This is a genomic window from Aquipuribacter sp. SD81 (genome assembly GCF_037153975.1).
In the GTDB taxonomy this organism is placed as follows: domain Bacteria; phylum Actinomycetota; class Actinomycetes; order Actinomycetales; family JBBAYJ01; genus Aquipuribacter.
In genome coordinates this window covers 40078-56631 of sequence record NZ_JBBAYJ010000002.1, presented here as the reverse complement: position 1 = coordinate 56631, position 16554 = coordinate 40078, and the positions used below count along the sequence as shown (strand labels likewise).

10 protein-coding genes and 1 pseudogene are annotated in these 16554 nt (G+C 77.7%); 4 read left to right on the top strand and 7 right to left on the bottom strand.

What is annotated here, in order from left to right; genetic code table 11:
* Positions 1-25: 25 nt before the first annotated feature.
* The 5 genes from recD to WAA21_RS01420 all read right to left on the bottom strand — a co-directional run bounded on the left by recD (position 26) and on the right by WAA21_RS01420 (position 11068).
* A complete protein-coding gene (recD, locus tag WAA21_RS01440; RefSeq protein ID WP_336920954.1) occupies positions 26-2131 on the bottom strand; it encodes an exodeoxyribonuclease V subunit alpha in 2106 nt (701 codons plus the stop codon).
* Positions 2128-5523 carry a UvrD-helicase domain-containing protein gene (locus tag WAA21_RS01435; RefSeq protein WP_336920953.1) on the bottom strand — a complete coding sequence of 1132 codons (3396 nt, stop codon included), beginning with the start codon at positions 5521-5523 and terminating at the stop codon, positions 2128-2130. Before WAA21_RS01435 ends, recD begins: the two co-directional genes overlap by 4 nt.
* Positions 5520-9044 (bottom strand): exodeoxyribonuclease V subunit gamma, encoded by a 3525-nt coding sequence (gene recC / locus WAA21_RS01430; protein ID WP_336920952.1) that lies wholly within the window; start codon positions 9042-9044, stop codon positions 5520-5522. Before recC ends, WAA21_RS01435 begins: the two co-directional genes overlap by 4 nt.
* Before the next feature lie 114 nt (positions 9045-9158).
* The gene (locus WAA21_RS01425; protein ID WP_336920951.1) at positions 9159-9842 is read right to left on the bottom strand and encodes a response regulator transcription factor; all 684 of its coding nucleotides are present in this window, start codon (positions 9840-9842) and stop codon (positions 9159-9161) included.
* Positions 9839-11068: a sensor histidine kinase gene (locus WAA21_RS01420; RefSeq protein ID WP_336920950.1), complete on the bottom strand. Its 1230-nt coding sequence runs from the start codon at positions 11066-11068 to the stop codon at positions 9839-9841. The genes WAA21_RS01425 and WAA21_RS01420 overlap by 4 nt, the downstream gene beginning before the upstream one ends.
* Positions 11069-11265: 197 nt before the next feature.
* Between WAA21_RS01420 and WAA21_RS01415 the strand changes: the two genes are divergently transcribed.
* Positions 11266-11883: a hypothetical protein gene (locus tag WAA21_RS01415; RefSeq protein WP_336920949.1), complete on the top strand. Its 618-nt coding sequence runs from the start codon at positions 11266-11268 to the stop codon at positions 11881-11883.
* Positions 11884-11927: 44 nt separating this feature from the next.
* Positions 11928-12761 carry a serine hydrolase gene (locus tag WAA21_RS01410; RefSeq protein WP_336920948.1) on the top strand — a complete coding sequence of 278 codons (834 nt, stop codon included), beginning with the start codon at positions 11928-11930 and terminating at the stop codon, positions 12759-12761.
* On the opposite strand, the pseudogene WAA21_RS01405 reads toward WAA21_RS01410, so the two are convergent.
* Positions 12751-13673 (bottom strand): annotated as a pseudogene (locus tag WAA21_RS01405) (NADP-dependent oxidoreductase). The gene WAA21_RS01410 and the pseudogene WAA21_RS01405 overlap by 11 nt on opposite strands.
* Before the next feature lie 205 nt (positions 13674-13878).
* Between WAA21_RS01405 and WAA21_RS01400 the strand changes: the two are divergent.
* The gene (locus WAA21_RS01400) at positions 13879-14913 is read left to right on the top strand and encodes a hypothetical protein (protein ID WP_336920946.1); all 1035 of its coding nucleotides are present in this window, start codon (positions 13879-13881) and stop codon (positions 14911-14913) included.
* A gap of 151 nt (positions 14914-15064) precedes the next feature.
* Here the strand turns inward: WAA21_RS01400 and WAA21_RS01395 are convergent, their stop codons facing one another.
* Entirely contained in the window at positions 15065-15232 is a 168-nt protein-coding gene (locus WAA21_RS01395; protein ID WP_336920945.1) for a hypothetical protein, read from the bottom strand.
* Positions 15233-15406: 174 nt separating this feature from the next.
* Here WAA21_RS01395 and WAA21_RS01390 point away from each other — a divergent pair, with 174 nt between their 5' ends.
* Positions 15407-16552 (top strand): DNA topoisomerase IB, encoded by a 1146-nt coding sequence (locus tag WAA21_RS01390; RefSeq protein WP_336920944.1) that lies wholly within the window; start codon positions 15407-15409, stop codon positions 16550-16552.
* Positions 16553-16554 lie beyond the last annotated feature (2 nt).

The following is a 16554-nucleotide window of genomic DNA, read 5'->3' as shown; positions in this document are numbered from 1 at the left end:
CCGTCCGACCGCGCGACGGCCGGGCTCAGTCCTCCGCGAGCCGGCGTCGCAGGCCGGTCGCGCGGGCGGCGGGTCGCGCGACGGCGGCGGCGAACGCGTCGACGGAGCCGACCACCCGCACGTGCGACACCGCCCGGGTCAGCGCCGTGTACACCGTCTCCCGGGTCGCCAGCGGCGAGTCGGCGGTGGGCAGGACGACGGTGACCCGGCCGAACTGCGAGCCCTGGCTGCGGTGCACGGTCATGGCGTGCACGGGCCGCACGGACCCGAGGCGCACGAGCGGCACGCCGACCGGTCGGCCACCGCGCGCGAACCACGCCCGCAGCCCGCCGTGGTCCGCGCCCGGGGACGCACCGGCCCCGCGCCCGCCGCCCGGCCCGGCGTCGTCCTGCGCGCGGTCGGCGACGACGACGCCGGTGTCGCCGTTGAACAGGTTGACCTCGTAGTCGTTCGTCGTGACGAGGAGGGGCTCGCCGGGGTGGTGACCGTCCGCGCGCGAGGTGAGCAGGTCGGGGTCGGCGGCGACGAGCCAGCGCAGCGAGAGCGCCTCCCACTGCTGCACACCGCGCGGCCCGCGCCGGTGCGCGCACAGCAGGCGGTGCCCGTCCAGCGCCCGCAGCGCGCCGGCCGGGTCGCCGGCCAGGGCGGCGTGGCGCAGCGCCGTGCCCCACGCCACGACGTCGCGCTCGACGGCGGCGAGCGCGTCGAGGGGGAGCGGGGCGTCGTCGGCGACCTCGACGAGCTCGACACCGTGACGGCCCGGCCCCGCGGGCGCGTCCGGGGCTCCGGCGCCGTCGCGCAGCAGGTCGACGGCGTCCTCGACCCGGCCGTCGCGGACCGCGTCGGCGAGGCGGCCGATCGCGCTGGCGGCGTCGAAGCGGTGGTTGACGGTGAGCGCCGCGATGCCGTCGCGCACGTACGCGGCGGGGCGGGCGGGCACGACGCGCGCGCCGTGCCCGGGGACGACCACGTCGAGCGCCGCGGCAGCCCGCGCGGTCCGCGACCCCAGCGCACCGCGGTCGACGAGGTCACCGAGGACGGCGCCCGCCTCCACCGACGCCAGCTGGTCGGGGTCGCCGACGAGCACGAGGCGCGTCGTGTCGCGCAGCGCCTCGAGCAGTCGCGCCATGAGGGTGAGCGGCACCATCGACGCCTCGTCGACGACGACCACCTCGTACGGCAGCCGGTTCGTGCGGTCGTGCCGGAACCGGGACCGCGAGCCCGGTCGCCAGCCCAGCAGCCGGTGCACCGTCGTGCCCTCCAGCCGGCCGACGCGCTCGCGGTCGGCGGCGGCGAAGCCCGCGCTGGAGGAGGCGACCGCCTCGTCGAGCCGCGCGGCCGCCTTGCCGGTCGGTGCGGCAAGGGCGACCCGCCAGGTCGGGTGCTGCTCGCGCAGGAGGGCGAGGACCTTCGACACCGTCGTCGTCTTGCCCGTGCCGGGGCCGCCCGCGAGCACCGACACCCGAGACAGCGCGCACACGGCGGCGGCGAGGCGCTGGTCGGCGTCGGCGGCGGGGAAGAGCCGGTCCAGCCCGGCGCGCAGCACGTCGAGGTCGAGGTCGTCCGGTGCGGCGGCGGTGCGCCGGCGCAGCTCGTCGACGACGAGCCGCTCCTGCGCGTCGTAGCGCGCGAGCCACAGTCCCGTGCCGTGCAGCCGCAGGGGTGCGTCGTCCCCGGTGGTGAGGGCGCTCGCCGCGCACGCCGCGACCCACGCGCCCGGCTCGGGCCACGGCAGCGCGCCCAGGTCGCTCGCCCCGGCGGACGCGCCCCCGTCAGGCGTCGTCCCGTCCGGCGCCGTCGCGTCGGGTGTCGTCCCGTCCGGCGTCGTCTCGTCCGGCGTCGTCTCGTCCGGCGTCGTCTCGTCCGGCGTCGTCGCGTCCGGGTCCTCGGCGTCGAGCACGACCGTGTCGGCGACCCGCGCGAGGTCGACGACGACGGAGCCCTGGCGCGTCGAGCGGACCGCGAGCGCCGCCGCGAGGAGCACCCTGTCGTCGCTCTCGCCGACGAGCACCCCCAGCCGCGAGGCGAGGTGGACGTCGGCGGCGCTGAGCACGCCCGCGTCGTTCATGACGCGCAGCAGGCCGTCGGCGCGCAGGGCGAGGTCCGCCGACCACGGCGAGGCGGGGCTCACGCGTCACCTCCGGCGAGCAGGTCCGACAGCCCGACGACGAGCGCGGCGGGTGGCCGCCACGCGAGGACGCCGGGCGCCTCGCCGCCGTCGTCGACGACGCCGGGACCGCTCATGCCGCGCAGGTACAGGTAGAGGACCCCGCCGAGGTGCTGCTCGGGGTCGTAGCCCGGCCGGCGCCAGCGCAGGTAGCGGTGCAGCGCGGCGGAGTACAGCAGCGCCTGCAGCGGGTAGTGGGCCTCGACCATCGACCGCTCGAGCGCCGCGGCGCGGTAGTGCCACGCGGTGAGCGGCTCCTCGCGCGGCGCGAGGCGGTTCGTCTTGTGGTCCACCACGAGGTACCGCTCGGCGCCGGGTGCGCCCACCCGGACGACGGCGTCGACGGAGCCGGCGAGGTAGCCCCGCAGCGTCGTCTCCCCGCGCGCGACCGGCAGCTGCGCGAGCGCGTCGGCGTACCCGGCGAGCCGGCCGCTCGGCACGTGCTCGCGCCACAGCCGGACGAGACCGGCGAGCGTCGCGCCCGCGCCGTGCTGGGGACCCGGTCGGTCGCCGCCGGCCAGCGGCAGCTCGAAGTCGAGCTCGGGCAGCCGGTCGCCCACCCGCAGCCGCGCCCACGTGAGGTCGTCGGCGAGGGGTCCGAGGGGCGTGGCGAGGGCCACCTCGAGCGCCCGGGCCAGGACCGGGACGTCGGTGCCGCCGCGCGCGAGCCGGGCCACGAGAGCGCCGACGTCGTCGCCGGGGGAGTACCGCTCGAGCACGAGGTGGACGAGCGTGCCGAACCCGGTGCCGCCGGCCAGGTCGTGCCACAGCGACGGCACGTCGAGCAGGTGGGCGTCGGCCGCGGCGTCCACCGGCGGCGCCGGGTCCGCCGCAGCCACGACGGCGTCGACCTCGTCGTCCTTCTGCCGGGCCTCCGCCTCGCTCGCGAACGGCGCCTGCGGGCCCTCGACGGCGGGAAGCGGCCCCGTGCCGTAGGTCGCCTCGTGGGCGTCGTGGGTGAGGGCGCTGTAGGAGGTGCGTCGCCAGCCGAGGTCCGGCTCGCGCCCGAGCCGGGCGAGCGTGAGCCGTGGCCGCGCAGTCGTGGGCGGCTGCCACACCCCGAGCGGGGCGCTGCCCGGGACCGGGACGGTGCGAACGTCGAGCGCGCCGCCCGTCGTGGCGGCGCGGGCACGGAACGCCCGCAGCGCGTCGGCGTCGCCCGGCACGGGGACGTGGAACGGGGCGACGGTGGTCGGGTCGTCGTGCAGCAGCAGCCGCTGCAGCGGCGAGGACGGCGTGTTGCTCGTCGGGCACCACCACGTCACGACCTTGCCCTGGGCGCGCGTGAGCGTGACGTAGGCCAGGCGCAGCTCCTCGGCGGCCTCCTCGTCCTGGTGCTGCCGCACGTGCTCGCCGAACGCGGGCCCGGTGGGACCGCCCACGTCGCGCCTGCGCACCCCGGCCGCGTCGTGGAACACCGGGTGCGCGGGCGGCCGGCCCGTCCAGTGGTTCCACAGCGACGGCGCGAGGACGACCGGGAACTCCAGGCCCTTGCTCGTGTGGGAGGTGAGCACCTGCACGGCGTCGGCGTCGGTCTCCAGGCGGCGGCTGCGCTCGACCGTGCCGTCGCTGCGCTCGGTGCGGCGCCGGCACAGCCACGACGCGAGCGCCGTAAGGCCGAGGTCGCCGCCGAGCGACTCCTCGTGCAGCACCTCGGCGACGTGACGGAGGTCGGTGAGGACGCGCTCGCCGTCGGGCTGGGCGAGCAGCCGCTCCTGCACCCGCAGGTCGACCTGCACGCGCTCGAAGAGCGCCGCGACGCCGCGCGCGGCGAGCACGCGGGCCCACGTGCGCAGCCGCAGGGCGAGGTCGTCGACGGCGGGCGCCTCGCCGTCGAGGTCGGCGGCGGTGAAGCCGACGAGCCGTCCGACGCCGAGCCGGCGCACCCGGGCTGTGCGGTGCGGCTGCTCGAGCGCCTCCAGCAGGTGCTGCCACTCCTCGGCCGCCCCGGTGGTGAAGACGCTCGTGCGGCCCGAGACCACCGCGGGCACCCCCGCGCGCCGCAGCCATGACTGCACCCCGAGCGCCTCGGAGTTGCTGCGCACGACGACCGCGACGTCACCCGGGTGCAGCGGCCGTTCGGCGCCGCCGCGCGGGGTGAGGGTCGTGCCGTCGAGCAGCTCGACGACCCGTCGCGCGCAGTCCTCCTGCACCGCCGCCCGCGCGGCGCGGGCCGTCACGAGGCCCGCCCCCGTCGTGTCGCGCGGGCCCAGCCCGTCGCGCTGGAGGACGCGCAGCTCGACGGGCGCGCCGACGGCCGGGCCGTCCAGCACGCGCCCCGGGTGCGCCGCCGACACCGGGCGCACCCGGATGCGCTCGTCGCCGAGGGCCGCCCCGGCGAGCACCCCGTCGAGCCCGCGCAGCACACCCGCGTCGCTGCGGTGGTTGCGCGGCAGCGTCGCCTGCTGGTCCGTGGCCGCGCGCGCGTCGAGGTACGCGGCGACGTCGGCGCCGCGGAAGCCGTACACCGCCTGCTTGGGGTCGCCGACGAGCACGAGCGTCGCCTGCCCGTGGAAGGCCGTCCGCAGGATCCGCCACTGCACGGGGTCGGTGTCCTGGAACTCGTCGACGAGCACGACGGAGAACCGCGCGCGCATGCGGGCCGCCGCCACCGCGGCCGTCGCGGGGTCGGCGAGGGCGTCGTCGAGGCGCAGCACCATGTCGTCGTAGGTGAGCAGGCGGCCGGCGCGGGTGCGGCGGGCGACCTCGTCGCGCACCGCCGAGGCCACCCGCACCCGCAGCCGCGTGGGCTCGTCGACCGCCTCCGCGTCGGCCGGGACGAGCGGGGTCGCGGGGTCGAGGCCGACCTCGCGGGCGAGGCGGCGGAAGGTGTCGACGTCGAGCCCGGGCCGCTCCTCGGAGCGTGGTGCACCCCACTTGCGGACGTACAGGTCGTCGGCGACCTCGCCGACGAGGTCGGACGGGTCCTCCACGAGCACGGCGTCGCGGTCGTGGTCCGCCGCGGTGCCGAGCTCGACCAGCATGGCGTGGCAGAACGCGTGGGTCGTGGTGACGGTGGCGCCGTCGAAGTCCGCGAGGGCCCGGTCGAGGCGCTCGACGTGCAGCGCGGCGACGCCCGGCGCGGCCTCCTCCGCAGCGCGGGCGGCGGCTCGCGCCCGGTCCGACACGAGCCGGTCGCGGACGCGCTCGCGCAGCTCGCGCGAGGACTCCCGGCTGAAGGACACGACGAGCAGCCGGTCGACCGGCACGGCCTCCTCCGCGACGTAGCGGGAGACCAGCCGCGCGATGGTGAACGTCTTGCCGGTCCCGGCGCTCGCCTCCAGCACCGACGTGCCCGTCGGCAGCGGGCCGTCGAGGTCGAACGGCTCGGGCTCCGTCGCGCGGTCCGCGCTCACAGCACGTCCCGCGTCTCGGCGTCGAGCAGCGGGGTCCACAGCCGGCGGGCGAGCACCCCGAAGCGGTCGCCCTCCTCCTCCGCGGCCACGTGCGGGACGGCGCTGCCGGCGTCGGCCGCCGTCGCGCTTGCGGCGAGGAGGTCCGCGAGCGGGACGCTCCCGCCGTGGACGAGCACGTGCTCGGGCTCGGACTGCTCCCCGCCGTAGCCGTTGGGACTGTCCTCCCACTTCTGCGCGGCGACGGTCCGGGCGATCGTGACGCGCTTGCCCTCGTGGCGCCGGCCCGCGTACGCCCCGGCGGTCGCGCACGGCAGCGGCAGCGGTGCGGCGAGCCCGGCGCGGTGCAGGTCGACGAGGTCGCCCAGCAGCACCCGGGCGCGCCCGGGCTCGACCGGGCCCAGCACGCTGCGCGCGCAGCGGGCCTTGTCGCGGCCCGTGCCACGGCCGAGCGTGACGGCCTGCCACGGCCGCTCGTCGGCGCCGGCGGACAGCGCCAGCAGCCGCACCCACGCGGTGAGCCGGTGCCTGGCCGCGAGCGAGGAGAAGGCGACCGAGACGAGGCAGTCCCCGCGCGTCCCGGTGACGGTGCCGGTGAGCCGGGTGCCGTCCCCGAGGTCGACGGCGACGTCGTGGGAGCCGGGCTCGTGGGCGTACCAGAACCCGGCCGCGGCGGCGAGCGCCTCGACCTGCGCTCCGACGTCCTGCAGCACGCGGGTCCCCAGCGGGCCGGGCGGCAGGGTGCCGCGGCCCCGCTCCAGCGCTGCGACGGTCGCGATGTCGAGGCCTGCGAGCCGGTCGCGGAGCAGGCGGTCGCCCACGCCCCACCGGCCGAGCCCGTCCAGCTCCACGGGCAGCTCGTCGTCGGGGTCGTCGTCGCGCTCGGCGAGGGACAGCTGCAGGCGCTGGCGCAGGTACTGCCGCGCGGGGTGGACGAGCAGACGGACGAGGTCCTCGAGGCCGACGTCGCCGGGCGGCGGGACCGGCAGCGGCGCCCCGAGCAGCGGGGCCGGCGCCCGCCGGTCACCGGTCGCGGCGAGCGCGCCGCGGAACGCCCGCGGGTCGAAGCCGAAGGACCGGCCCGTGCCGTCGGTGCCGAGCGCGCCGGGGGTGAACGCGCGGGCGTCGAAGGGCTGCAGCGGGTGGTGCGTGGTGACCGCCTCGCGGCCCGGTGACCCGCCCGGGCCGACGACGGTCCGGTCGACGGCGTCCAGCAGCTCCCCCAGCGGCACCGCGGGCGGGACGGGGCCGCCGGTCCGCTCGTCGTGCCCGGTGAACAGGACGACGAGGTGCTCACCGGCCGCGCCGACCGCGTCCAGCAGCAGCTGCCGGTCCTCGCTGCGCGGGTCGCGGTCGCCGACCCACGGCTCCCGCGTGAGGAGGTCGTCGCCGTCCCGGACGGTCCGGCGCGGGAAGGCCCCGTCGTCGAGGCCGAGCAGGACGACGACGCGGTGGGGCACGGACCGCATCGGCACGAGCGTGCAGACGGTGAGCGCGCCGGTGCGGAACCCCGTGCGGGTCGGGCGCCCGGCGAGCGCCTCGCGCAGGACGGGGCGCAGCTCGGCGAGCGCGAGCGTCGGTCCCTCCTGCGTCGACCCGCCCTGCGACGACCCGCCCTGCACCGCGGCCTCGGGGTCCGGCAGCAGGGCCTCCTCGAGGACCTCGCGCACCTGCCGCTCCTGCCAGGCGGCGTCGCGCTCCGGCGCCGCGAGCCGCAGCGTCGCGCGCTCGAGCACGTCCGCCCACGTCGCGGGCGGGTGGGTGGCGCCCAGCTCCGCGTGGACGGCGTCGAGGCGGTCCAGGAGCTCCGCGACCCGGCCCAGCAGGTCGAGGTCGGCGGAGTCGACGTCGTCGACGGGCACGAGCCCCGCGACGGGTCCCGCGGCGGCGCCGCGACCCTGCTCGACCGCCGCGCCCAGCAGGAGCCGGTCCAGGCCGCGCCGCCACGTGCCGTCGCCGACGTGGTGCAGCTGCCACGCGGCGCGGTGCTCGCGGTGCAGCCCCCAGCGGATGCCCGCCGCGCCCACCCAGTCCCGCAGCCGCTCGACCGCGTCGTCGTCGAGGCCGAACCGGCGCGCCACCGCGGGGTGCCCCGCGAGGTCGAGCACCTCGCTCGCCCCGAGGCGCCCCGGGGCGAGGTCGAGCAGCCGGTCGAGGACGGCGAGCAGCGGGTTCGACTGGTGCAGCGCGCGGTCGGCCACCCGCACCCGCAGCCGCGACGCCGGGTGGACGTCGACCGGGGCCGTCGCGTCCGTCTCGCCGCGCGTGGCGAAGGTGGCCGCGAGCAGCGGCGCGAACGACTCCACGTCGGGGCACATGACGAGCACGTCGCGCGGCTCGAGGGTCGGGTCGTCGGCCAGCAGCCCGACGACGACCTCACGCAGCACCTCCACCTGCCGCGTGCGGCCGTGGCAGGCGTGAACCTGCACGCTGCGGTCCCCGGGCGCGAGCGGCACCGGTGCCGCCGGCACCCGGTCGGCGACGAGGTCGGCGCGCAGCCGCTGCAGCAGCGTGCCGGGTCCGCCCGCGGGCTCGTCCCGCTCGCCGGCCCCGGGCGCGTGGTGCACGTCGACCGCGTCCGGCACGTGGGCGCGCAGCAGCTGCTGCAGCTCGCGCACGTCGCGCGACAGGCTGCGCAGCAGCGGGTTGCGCACCGGGGTGCGGTCGTCGGCGCGACGGACCACGGGCGGCCGCGCCGCGACGGCCTCCCACAGCGCCGGCGAGGCGTGGTGCAGCCACACGTGCACGTCGCGGTGCTCGGCGAGCGCGGCCAGGAGGTCGAGGTCGGTGCGCGGCAGACGGCTCACGCCGTACAGGTGGAGGCGGGCGGGGGCGGCGACGTCGCCCGGCCGGTCCCGCACCGACGCGCACACCTCCTCGCGCAGCCGTACCGGTCCGGGTCCGCCGAGCTCGGCGAGGACGAGCCGCCACAGGCGGGGCTGCCACTGCTCGTGCGCCTCGACCGGCTCCCAGGCGTCCTCCCGCGGCAGGACCGCCTCGCCCTCGGCCCAGCGTCGGAGCACCTCGGGCCGGGAGCGGGCGTAGGTGTCGAAGAGGCGGGCGACGTGCGTGGCGAGGCTGAGCCGTCGACCGGTGGGGGCACCGGACCGCTCGCCACCGACGTGCAGGTGCCGCCGGGGCACCGCGCACCAGTCCTCCTGCAGCGCCGCGTCGAGCACCGTCAGCAGCGGCAGCGCGAGGCGCTCCGGGTCCCAGGCGGCGAGCGCGCGCGCCGCCTCCGGCGCCGCGCCGGCGGCGAGGTCGTCGAGCACCCGCCGCGGGGACGGGAACGCGACGTTCGCGCACACGCCGTCCTCCCGGCCCGACGTGCCGTCACCGCCGGCGTCGGTCGCGGCCGCCGTGCCGAGGCGGTGCGACAGCCGCTGGGCGAGCCACCGTTCCACCCCGCGCGCCGGGACGGCGACGAGCTCGGTCGCGAACGGGTCCGCCAGGGGGGCGGCGAGGACGTCGGCGAGGCCGTCGGCCAGCACGGTCGCGCGCTCCGCGCGGTGCACGACGAGCACGCCCTCACCTCTTCGTCCGCCGGCCCTGGTGCGGCCCCTGGTCCCGTTCCCGATGTCGAGGGGGACCCTAGCGACGGGGCGGGACACATGGGCGAGGGCCGCCGAGGGCGCTGGTCACCCGCCGGGCCGGACCGCCCCCGACTCGTAGGCCGCCACGACGGCCTGCACCCGGTCGCGCGCGCCGAGCTTGGCGAGCAGCCGCGTGACGTGCGCCTTGACGGTCGCCTCGGTGACGAACAGCCGGGCCGCCACCTCCGCGTTCGACAGGCCCTGCGCCACCAGGAGCCACACCTCGCGCTCGCGCGCGCTCAGGTGGGCGCCGGGGTCGGTGCCGGTGCCGGCCGCGGGTGCGCGCAGGTAGCGCTCGATGAGGCGGCGCGTGACGGCGGGGGCGAGCAGCGCCTCGCCCGCGGCGACCGTCCGGACGGCCTCGACCAGGCGCGACGGCGGGGCGTCCTTCAGCAGGAAGCCACCCGCGCCCGCCTGCAGCGCCCGGTACACGTACTCGTCGAGGTCGAAGGTCGTGAGGACGAGCACCGCGGGCGCGTCAGGGTGCTCGCGGAGCCGTCGCGTCGCCTCGATCCCGTCGACGTGCGGCATGCGGACGTCCATGACGACGACGTCCGGGCGCAGCTCGAGCGCGAGCCGGACCGCCTCCTCGCCGTCCGCCGCCTCCGCCACGACCTCGAGGTCCGCGGCCTCGAGCAGGCCGCTGATGCCGGAGCGCACGAGGGCGTGGTCGTCGGCGACGAGGACCCGGAGGACGGCTGCGCCCCCGGGGCCGCGGTCGGCGCTCACGCGTGCCCGACCGGCACGTGCGCGTGGACCCGCCAGCCGCCCTCGCCGTCCGGTCCGGCCGCGAGCGTCCCGCCGTACACGCGCACGCGCTCGGCCATGCCCGGCAGGCCGTGCCCGCCGCGGGACAGCCCGCTGCCACCGGGCCGGGGCGGGGGGCCGTTGACGACCTCGACGTCGACCCCGTCGCCGGCGGTGGCGACCCGCACGGTCGTCGGCGCACCGGGCGCGTGGCGCAGCACGTTGGTGAGCGACTCCTGCACGATCCGGTGGACGGCGAGCGACAGCCCGTCGGGCAGGGACCCCTCCACGGTCGTCGTGAGGGACACCGGCAGCCCGGCGGCGCGGGCGTCGGCGACGAGGTCCGGCACGCGGTCGAGCCCGGGCTGCGGGACGTACACCGCCTCGCCCTCCCGCAGGACGTCGAGCAGGTGGCGCATCTCCGTCATCGCCTCGGCGGCCGTGCGCCGCGCGAGACCGAGGTGGCGGCGGGCGCGCTCGACGTCGCGGTCGAGGAACTGCTCCGCGGCGCCGGTCTGGAGCACCACCACGGAGACCGCGTGCGCGACGACGTCGTGCAGCTCCCGGGCGATGCGGGCGCGCTCCGCCTCGACGGCGAGCGCGGCGCCGGCGCGGCTCTCGCGCGCGTCGGCCTCGGCGCGCACCCGCCGCTCCTCGGCGAGCCGGACCGCGAGCGCGCGCTGCCGCACGACCCGCCCACCGGCCCACGCCGCGCCCACGAAGAAGACGAGGATGAGGCCGCCGCGCACCTCGATGCCCGGCTCGCCGAAGAACCCGATCCGGCTGGCCAGCAGCATCGCCGCGACCGGGAGGGCGCCCACCACGAGCGACGGCACGAGCGGGGCCACGTGCACCGCGACGGTGAAGGAGGCGACGAGCAGACCCGGGAAGGGGGCGAACGACGCACCCGCGCCGCCGGTGGCGGACTGGACGAGGAGCACGGCGCAGACCGTCACCATGACGAGGACGGGGAACCGCCGGCGCACCACCAGCGGCGCGGTCGAGCCGACCGCGAAGGCGAGGCCGCCGGGGGAGCGCAGCTCGGGGATGACCAGCGCCTCGCACACCGCCCACAGGGCCAGCGCCCCCGCCACGGCGAGGTCCAGCCGCGTGGTCCAGCGCGGTACCCGGGACACCGCGACGGCCGGGTGCTCGCCGGCGCCGACGACCGCAGGGGCGCTCGCGACGGCGGCGGGGCTGCTGCTCACGGCGGGACCGTACGCCGGTGCCGCCCGGGTCCGCGTCGTCCTCGGGTCGACACCGGGGTCGACCCAGGTCGACACCGCCCGCCCGGTGGTCGAGGCGGAAGGAGTCGACCCGCGCCCGATGCCCGCCCGACCCGCGCGTTCCTAGCGTCCCGGTCGACGGCACCGCCAGGGTGCCCCGAGCCCGAGAGGCCACCGACATGACCCGCACCACCCTCACCCCCGCCACGACCGCCGAGCAGCCCGGGACCGCCCGCGCCCCGCGGCCGCTGCGCGTCGACACCGAGTCCGCGACGCGCCGTCGCGACCGGGTCGGCGGCGCCGCCGCCGTGCTCGCCGGCGTCCTGTCCGCCGCCATCGGCGTCACGCAGGTGCTCTTCCCGCAGGACCTGGACCCGGCGATCGACCCGCGGACGCGCGTCATCCTCGTCGGCTTCTCGCTCGTGCTGTGGGCGCTCGTGCCCGTGCACCTGCGCCTGGCCGCCCGGGCCCGGTCGCGCTGGGGCGGCGTCGCCGCGTCCTGCGGCACCGTCCTGCTGACGGTCGGCACCGTCAGCAGCGCCGTGAACGGCGCGGACCTCGCGATCTTCCCGCCGGTCGCCGTCGTCGCGAACGCGCTGTGGCTCGTCGGCTCGGTCGCGCTGGCGGTCTCGCTGTGGCGGACGCGCCGCGTCCCGCGGGCCGTGGCCGCGCTGCTCGTCGTCGTCATGCCGGCCTCGATCCTCGGCTCGCAGAACGGCGGCGCCGTGCTGGCGGGCGGCTACCTGCTCGTGGTCGGGCTGCTGCTGCTGACGGCGCGGCTGGACCGGCGCGCCTGAGCCGCACCGCACGCCCGGGGCGAGGGCCTGGCACGATCGCGCGCGTGCTGACGCGGGCGGTCGGCCGGGCCCTCGCCGGCCCGGTCGACGGGGTGCGGTGGTCGGTGGTCGTGCGCGACGGCACGGGCGCCGTGCTCGCGGCCCACGAGCCGGACGCGCTCCGCTCGAGCGCGAGCGTGGGCAAGCTCCTGCTGCTGCTGGAGGTCGCCCGGGCGATGGGGGAGGGCCGGCTGGCGGCGGACGGGCGGCTCGCCCGGCGGACGGACCTCGACGTCGCCGACTCCGGGCTGTGGCAGCACCTGCGGGCGGAGGCCCTGCCCGTCGCCGACCTCGCGGTGCTCGTCGCCGCCCTCAGCGACAACCTCGCGACCAACGTCCTGCTGGACGCGGTCGGCGGGACGGCGCCGGTCGCCGCGACGGCCGCCGCGGCGGGGCTCGCCGACGTCGCCCTGCTCGACCGCGTGCGCGACCGGCGCGGTCCGGGTGACCCGCCGCGCCTGAGCGAGGGCAGCGCGGCGGGCTGGTCGGCGCTCGTGCACCGGGTGGCGATCGACGACCTGCCGTGGCCCGGTGTCGCCGCGCGCGTCCGCGGCTGGCTGACGACAGCCGTCGACACCTCGATGGTCGCCTCGGCCCTGCACCTGGACCCGCTGGCCCACGGCGGGTCCAGGTGGTGGGGCAAGACCGGCACCGACACCGACGTGCGGGCCGACGTCGGCCACGTCAGCGGGCCGGGCGGCCGGCTGTCCTACGCCGCGATCGCGGAGGGCGACCTCGGCGGGTCGGGCCTCGACGCCGTCATGACGGGGATGCGAGACCTCGGCGCGGCGCTGCGCGCCGAGGTCGCAGGGGGACCCGGCGGGTCGCTCAGAGCGTGACGACGACCTTGCCGCGGCCGTGCCCGCGCTCGCTGTGCGCGTGGGCGTCGGCGACCTGCTCCAGCGGGTAGGCGGCCGCGACCTCGACGACGAGCGAGCCGTCGGCCACCAGGCCCGCCAGGTGGGCGAGCTGGTCGCTGTCGGGCCGCACGAACACGTAGCGACCGCCGCCGCCGAGCACGCCGGCGGCGTCGGTCACCGACACGACGCGGGAGCGGTCCTCGACGAGCTCGAACGACGCGGCGACGGCGTCGGGGCCGACGAGGTCCACCGCGGCGCTCACCGGACCGCCGACGACGTCACGGACCCGCTCGACGAGGCCGTCGCCGTACACGACCGGCTCGATGCCGTAGCCGCGCAGCGCGTCGTGGTTGCCCTCGCTGGCGGTGCCGACGACGCGGGCGCCGCGCAGCCGCGCCAGCTGGCTCGCGAGCAGCCCGACGCCGCCGGCGGCGGCGTGGACGAGGACCGTGTCGCCCTCGCGCACCCCGGCGGCCTCCAGCGACTGCAGCGCCGTCAGCCCGGCGAGCGGCAGCCCGCCCGCGGCCTCCCACGCGGCGCCGTCGGGCAGGGGCGCGAGGTGCCGGGTGGCGGCGCGCACCAGCTCCGCGGTCGTGCCGTGCTGGATGGAGTCCTTCCGCACGTAGCCGACCACGCGGTCCCCGACGGAGTAGCCGGCCACCGCGGGCCCGACGGCCTCGACGGTGCCGGCGACGTCCCAGCCCGGGACCACGGGGAAGTGCGAGGGGAAGGCGCCGTCGAGGTGGCCCTGGCGGACCTTCCAGTCGACGGGGTTGACGCCGGCGGCGGCGACGCGGACGACGACGTCGTCCGGGCCCGTCACCGGGTCGGGCAGCTCGCCCACCTGGAGGACGTCGGGTCGCCGTAGCGGTCGTAGAAGGCTGCTCTCACGGCGGGCGGCAACGACGGGGACCGGCTGCCTCTTCCCGGTCGCGGCGGCCGGTGACCGTCCCGGTGCCGGCCGGGGCGCGGGTACCGGTGAGTAACCGGAACGTCGGCAAAAGTATCCGCTGAGTTTGCTTGACCTCACAGCCCGTGACAGGAAAGGTGCGTCCCGTTCCAACTCCATAACCCACCACTTCGAAGGGGTCCCGAAGTGCACATCTCCAAGTACGCCGTCCTGGCGTCCTCGGCGGCGATCGCTGCCGCCACCACGTTCGTCGTCGTCGCTCAGCCGGCGTCGGCGGCGCTCACCACCCGCTGCACCGGCGAGGCCGGGGCCGTGACGGTCCCGGGCGACCTCGTCGTCCCGGCCGACCGGTCGTGCGTCCTCGTCGGGACGACGGTGTCCGGCAGCGTCCGCGTCGCGGCCGGGGCCGACCTCGTGCTCGAGGGCGCGACGATCGGCGGTGACCTGCGCGCCGTCGACGACGCGTTCGTCGACGCGATCGACAGCACCATCGGCGGGCAGGTGCTCGGCCGCGACCAGTTCGGCCTCTACCTCGAGGGGTCGGAGGTGTCCGGTGCGCTGCTGCAGCGGGCGCGCGGCACGACCGAGTACGACCCGTTCCTGTACGTGTTCGACACCGACGCGGCCTCGCTCGACAGCCGCGCCGGTGAGGTGTTCGTGGAGTCGGCCGAGCTCGGCTCGCTCTTCTCCGTCAACGGTGTCTACACCGACCTGTTCGACACCGTCATCGACGGTGCGCTGACCGTGCGCAACAACGAGCTCGGCGGCATCGTCTGCGAGAGCGAGATCTACGGCGACGCCGAGTACCGCGGCAACGGCTCGGTCCTGCAGATCGGCGGGAGCAGCGAGCTCTCGGCGTGCGAGGGCGCGAGCTACTGGGGCGGCAACGTCTCCTTCGTCAACAACTCCGCGACGGACGGGTTCGACATCTCGAACAACATCGTCGCGGGTGACCTCACCGGCTCGGGCAACGACCCGCTGCCGACGGGCTCGGGCAACCGCGTCCGTGGCGAGATCGCCCTCGAGTTCGCCGCGGACGACGCGGAGGCCTCGATCGCCCAGCGCTCGACCATGTCCCTGCAGTCGCAGGAGCTGGCCGAGGAGGTCTCGGCGCAGCGCGGCGAGGAGCTCCAGCAGCGCATCGAGCAGCGTCGCGGCGCGGCCGAGAAGGACGCGGCGGCCACCCCGCAGCGTCAGGCGCTCGTGCCGGGCAACGGCTGACGGACCCGTGACCGGTCCACCGGGCCGGTAGCGGCCGGAACGGCCGAGGACGACGGAGGGCCGCCCGACGAGGTAGTCGGGCGGCCCTCCCGTCTGTCCGGGGCGCGGGCCCGGCGGGTCCGCCGGAGCCGGCAGCCCCTGCTCGGCGCGGTCAGCGCCTGGTCGGACGGACCGTCTCCGCCGCCTTGCGGATCCCACGGGCGATCCGCGAGCTGGGACCGCGCCGCTCCTCGACGACGTCGGCGAGCTTCTTGGCCCCGGCGGCGGCCACGGGGACCGCGACGGCCAGGACGGCCCAGCGGAGCAGTCGTGCGCGCATGGTGACCTCCGTAGCGTTGGTTGTCGTCCGCTCGTCCCGCGGGCACCCGCCCTGGGTGCGGGTCGAGCCTCGGGCGGCGCCGCCCGACGGTGCCGTCGAGCGGTGCGGGTGCGTCGGCGATCGAGTACCCGGGGCGCAGGCGTGCGAAACGGGGACCCGGGGTACTGCCACCCCGTGCCACGACTGCGACGCTCCACCCCGTCCGGCGCGGGTCTCACCCGGCGCCGGGCCGGTCGGGGCTGGGTGTACCTCGACAGCGACGGGGCCCGCATCACCGACCCGGACGTCATCGGGCGCTGCGCCGGGCTCGTCATCCCGCCGGCGTGGAAGGACGTGTGGATCTGCCCGTGGCCCAACGGCCACCTGCAGGCCGTCGGCACCGACGCGGCGGGTCGCCGTCAGTACCTGTACCACCCGCAGTGGCGGGCGGCCCGCGACGAGGAGAAGCACCAGCGGGTGCTCGACATCGCCACACGGCTGCCCCAGGCGCGACGCACCGTCGTGGACCACCTGGGGCGTGGCGACATGTCGCGCGAGCACGTGCTCGCGGCCGCGTTCCGGCTGCTGGACCTCGGGCTCTTCCGGGTCGGCGGCGAGAGCTACGCCGCGGACAACGGCTCGTTCGGGCTCGCGACGCTGCGGCGGCAGCACGTGAAGGTGACCGACGAAGGCATCACGTTCGACTACACGGCCAAGCACGGCCAGCGCCGCCGTCTGGTGCTGCAGGACGAGTCGTGCGCCGAGGTGGTCCGCACCCTCAAGCGCCGGCGCGACCGCAGCGAGGAGCTGCTGGCGTGGCGGACCGTCGAGGGCGGCCGCACGCGCTGGCGCGACGTGACGAGCGGCGACGTCAACGACTACGTGCAGGAGGTCGTCGGGCCGGACACCACGGCGAAGGACTTCCGCACGTGGCACGCGACCGTGCTCGCGGCCCGCGCGCTCGCCGACGCGGGCCCCGCCGAGGACCTGTCGCGGACCCGGCGGGCGCGGACGGTCACCGCGGTCATGCGGGAGGTCTCGGAGCACCTCGGCAACACCCCGAGCGTCGCGCGCGCGTCGTACGTGGACCCGCGGGTCGTCGACCTGTGGGAGGACGGCATCAGCATCGCCCCGGTCGTCACGGCGCTGGGGGCCGAGGGCAGCGCCGACGTCGCGCCGGGGGAGCGGACCGAGGACGCGCAGGACGCGCTCGAGCGCGCGGTGCTGGAGCTGCTCACCCTGCCGCCGCTCAAGGCGCAGGTGCGGCTGCAGCGCACGGCGCGCCAGGTGGCGAAGGGACCGGCGGCCCGGCGCCGCGACCGCTCGCGCGGCGCGGCCTGACG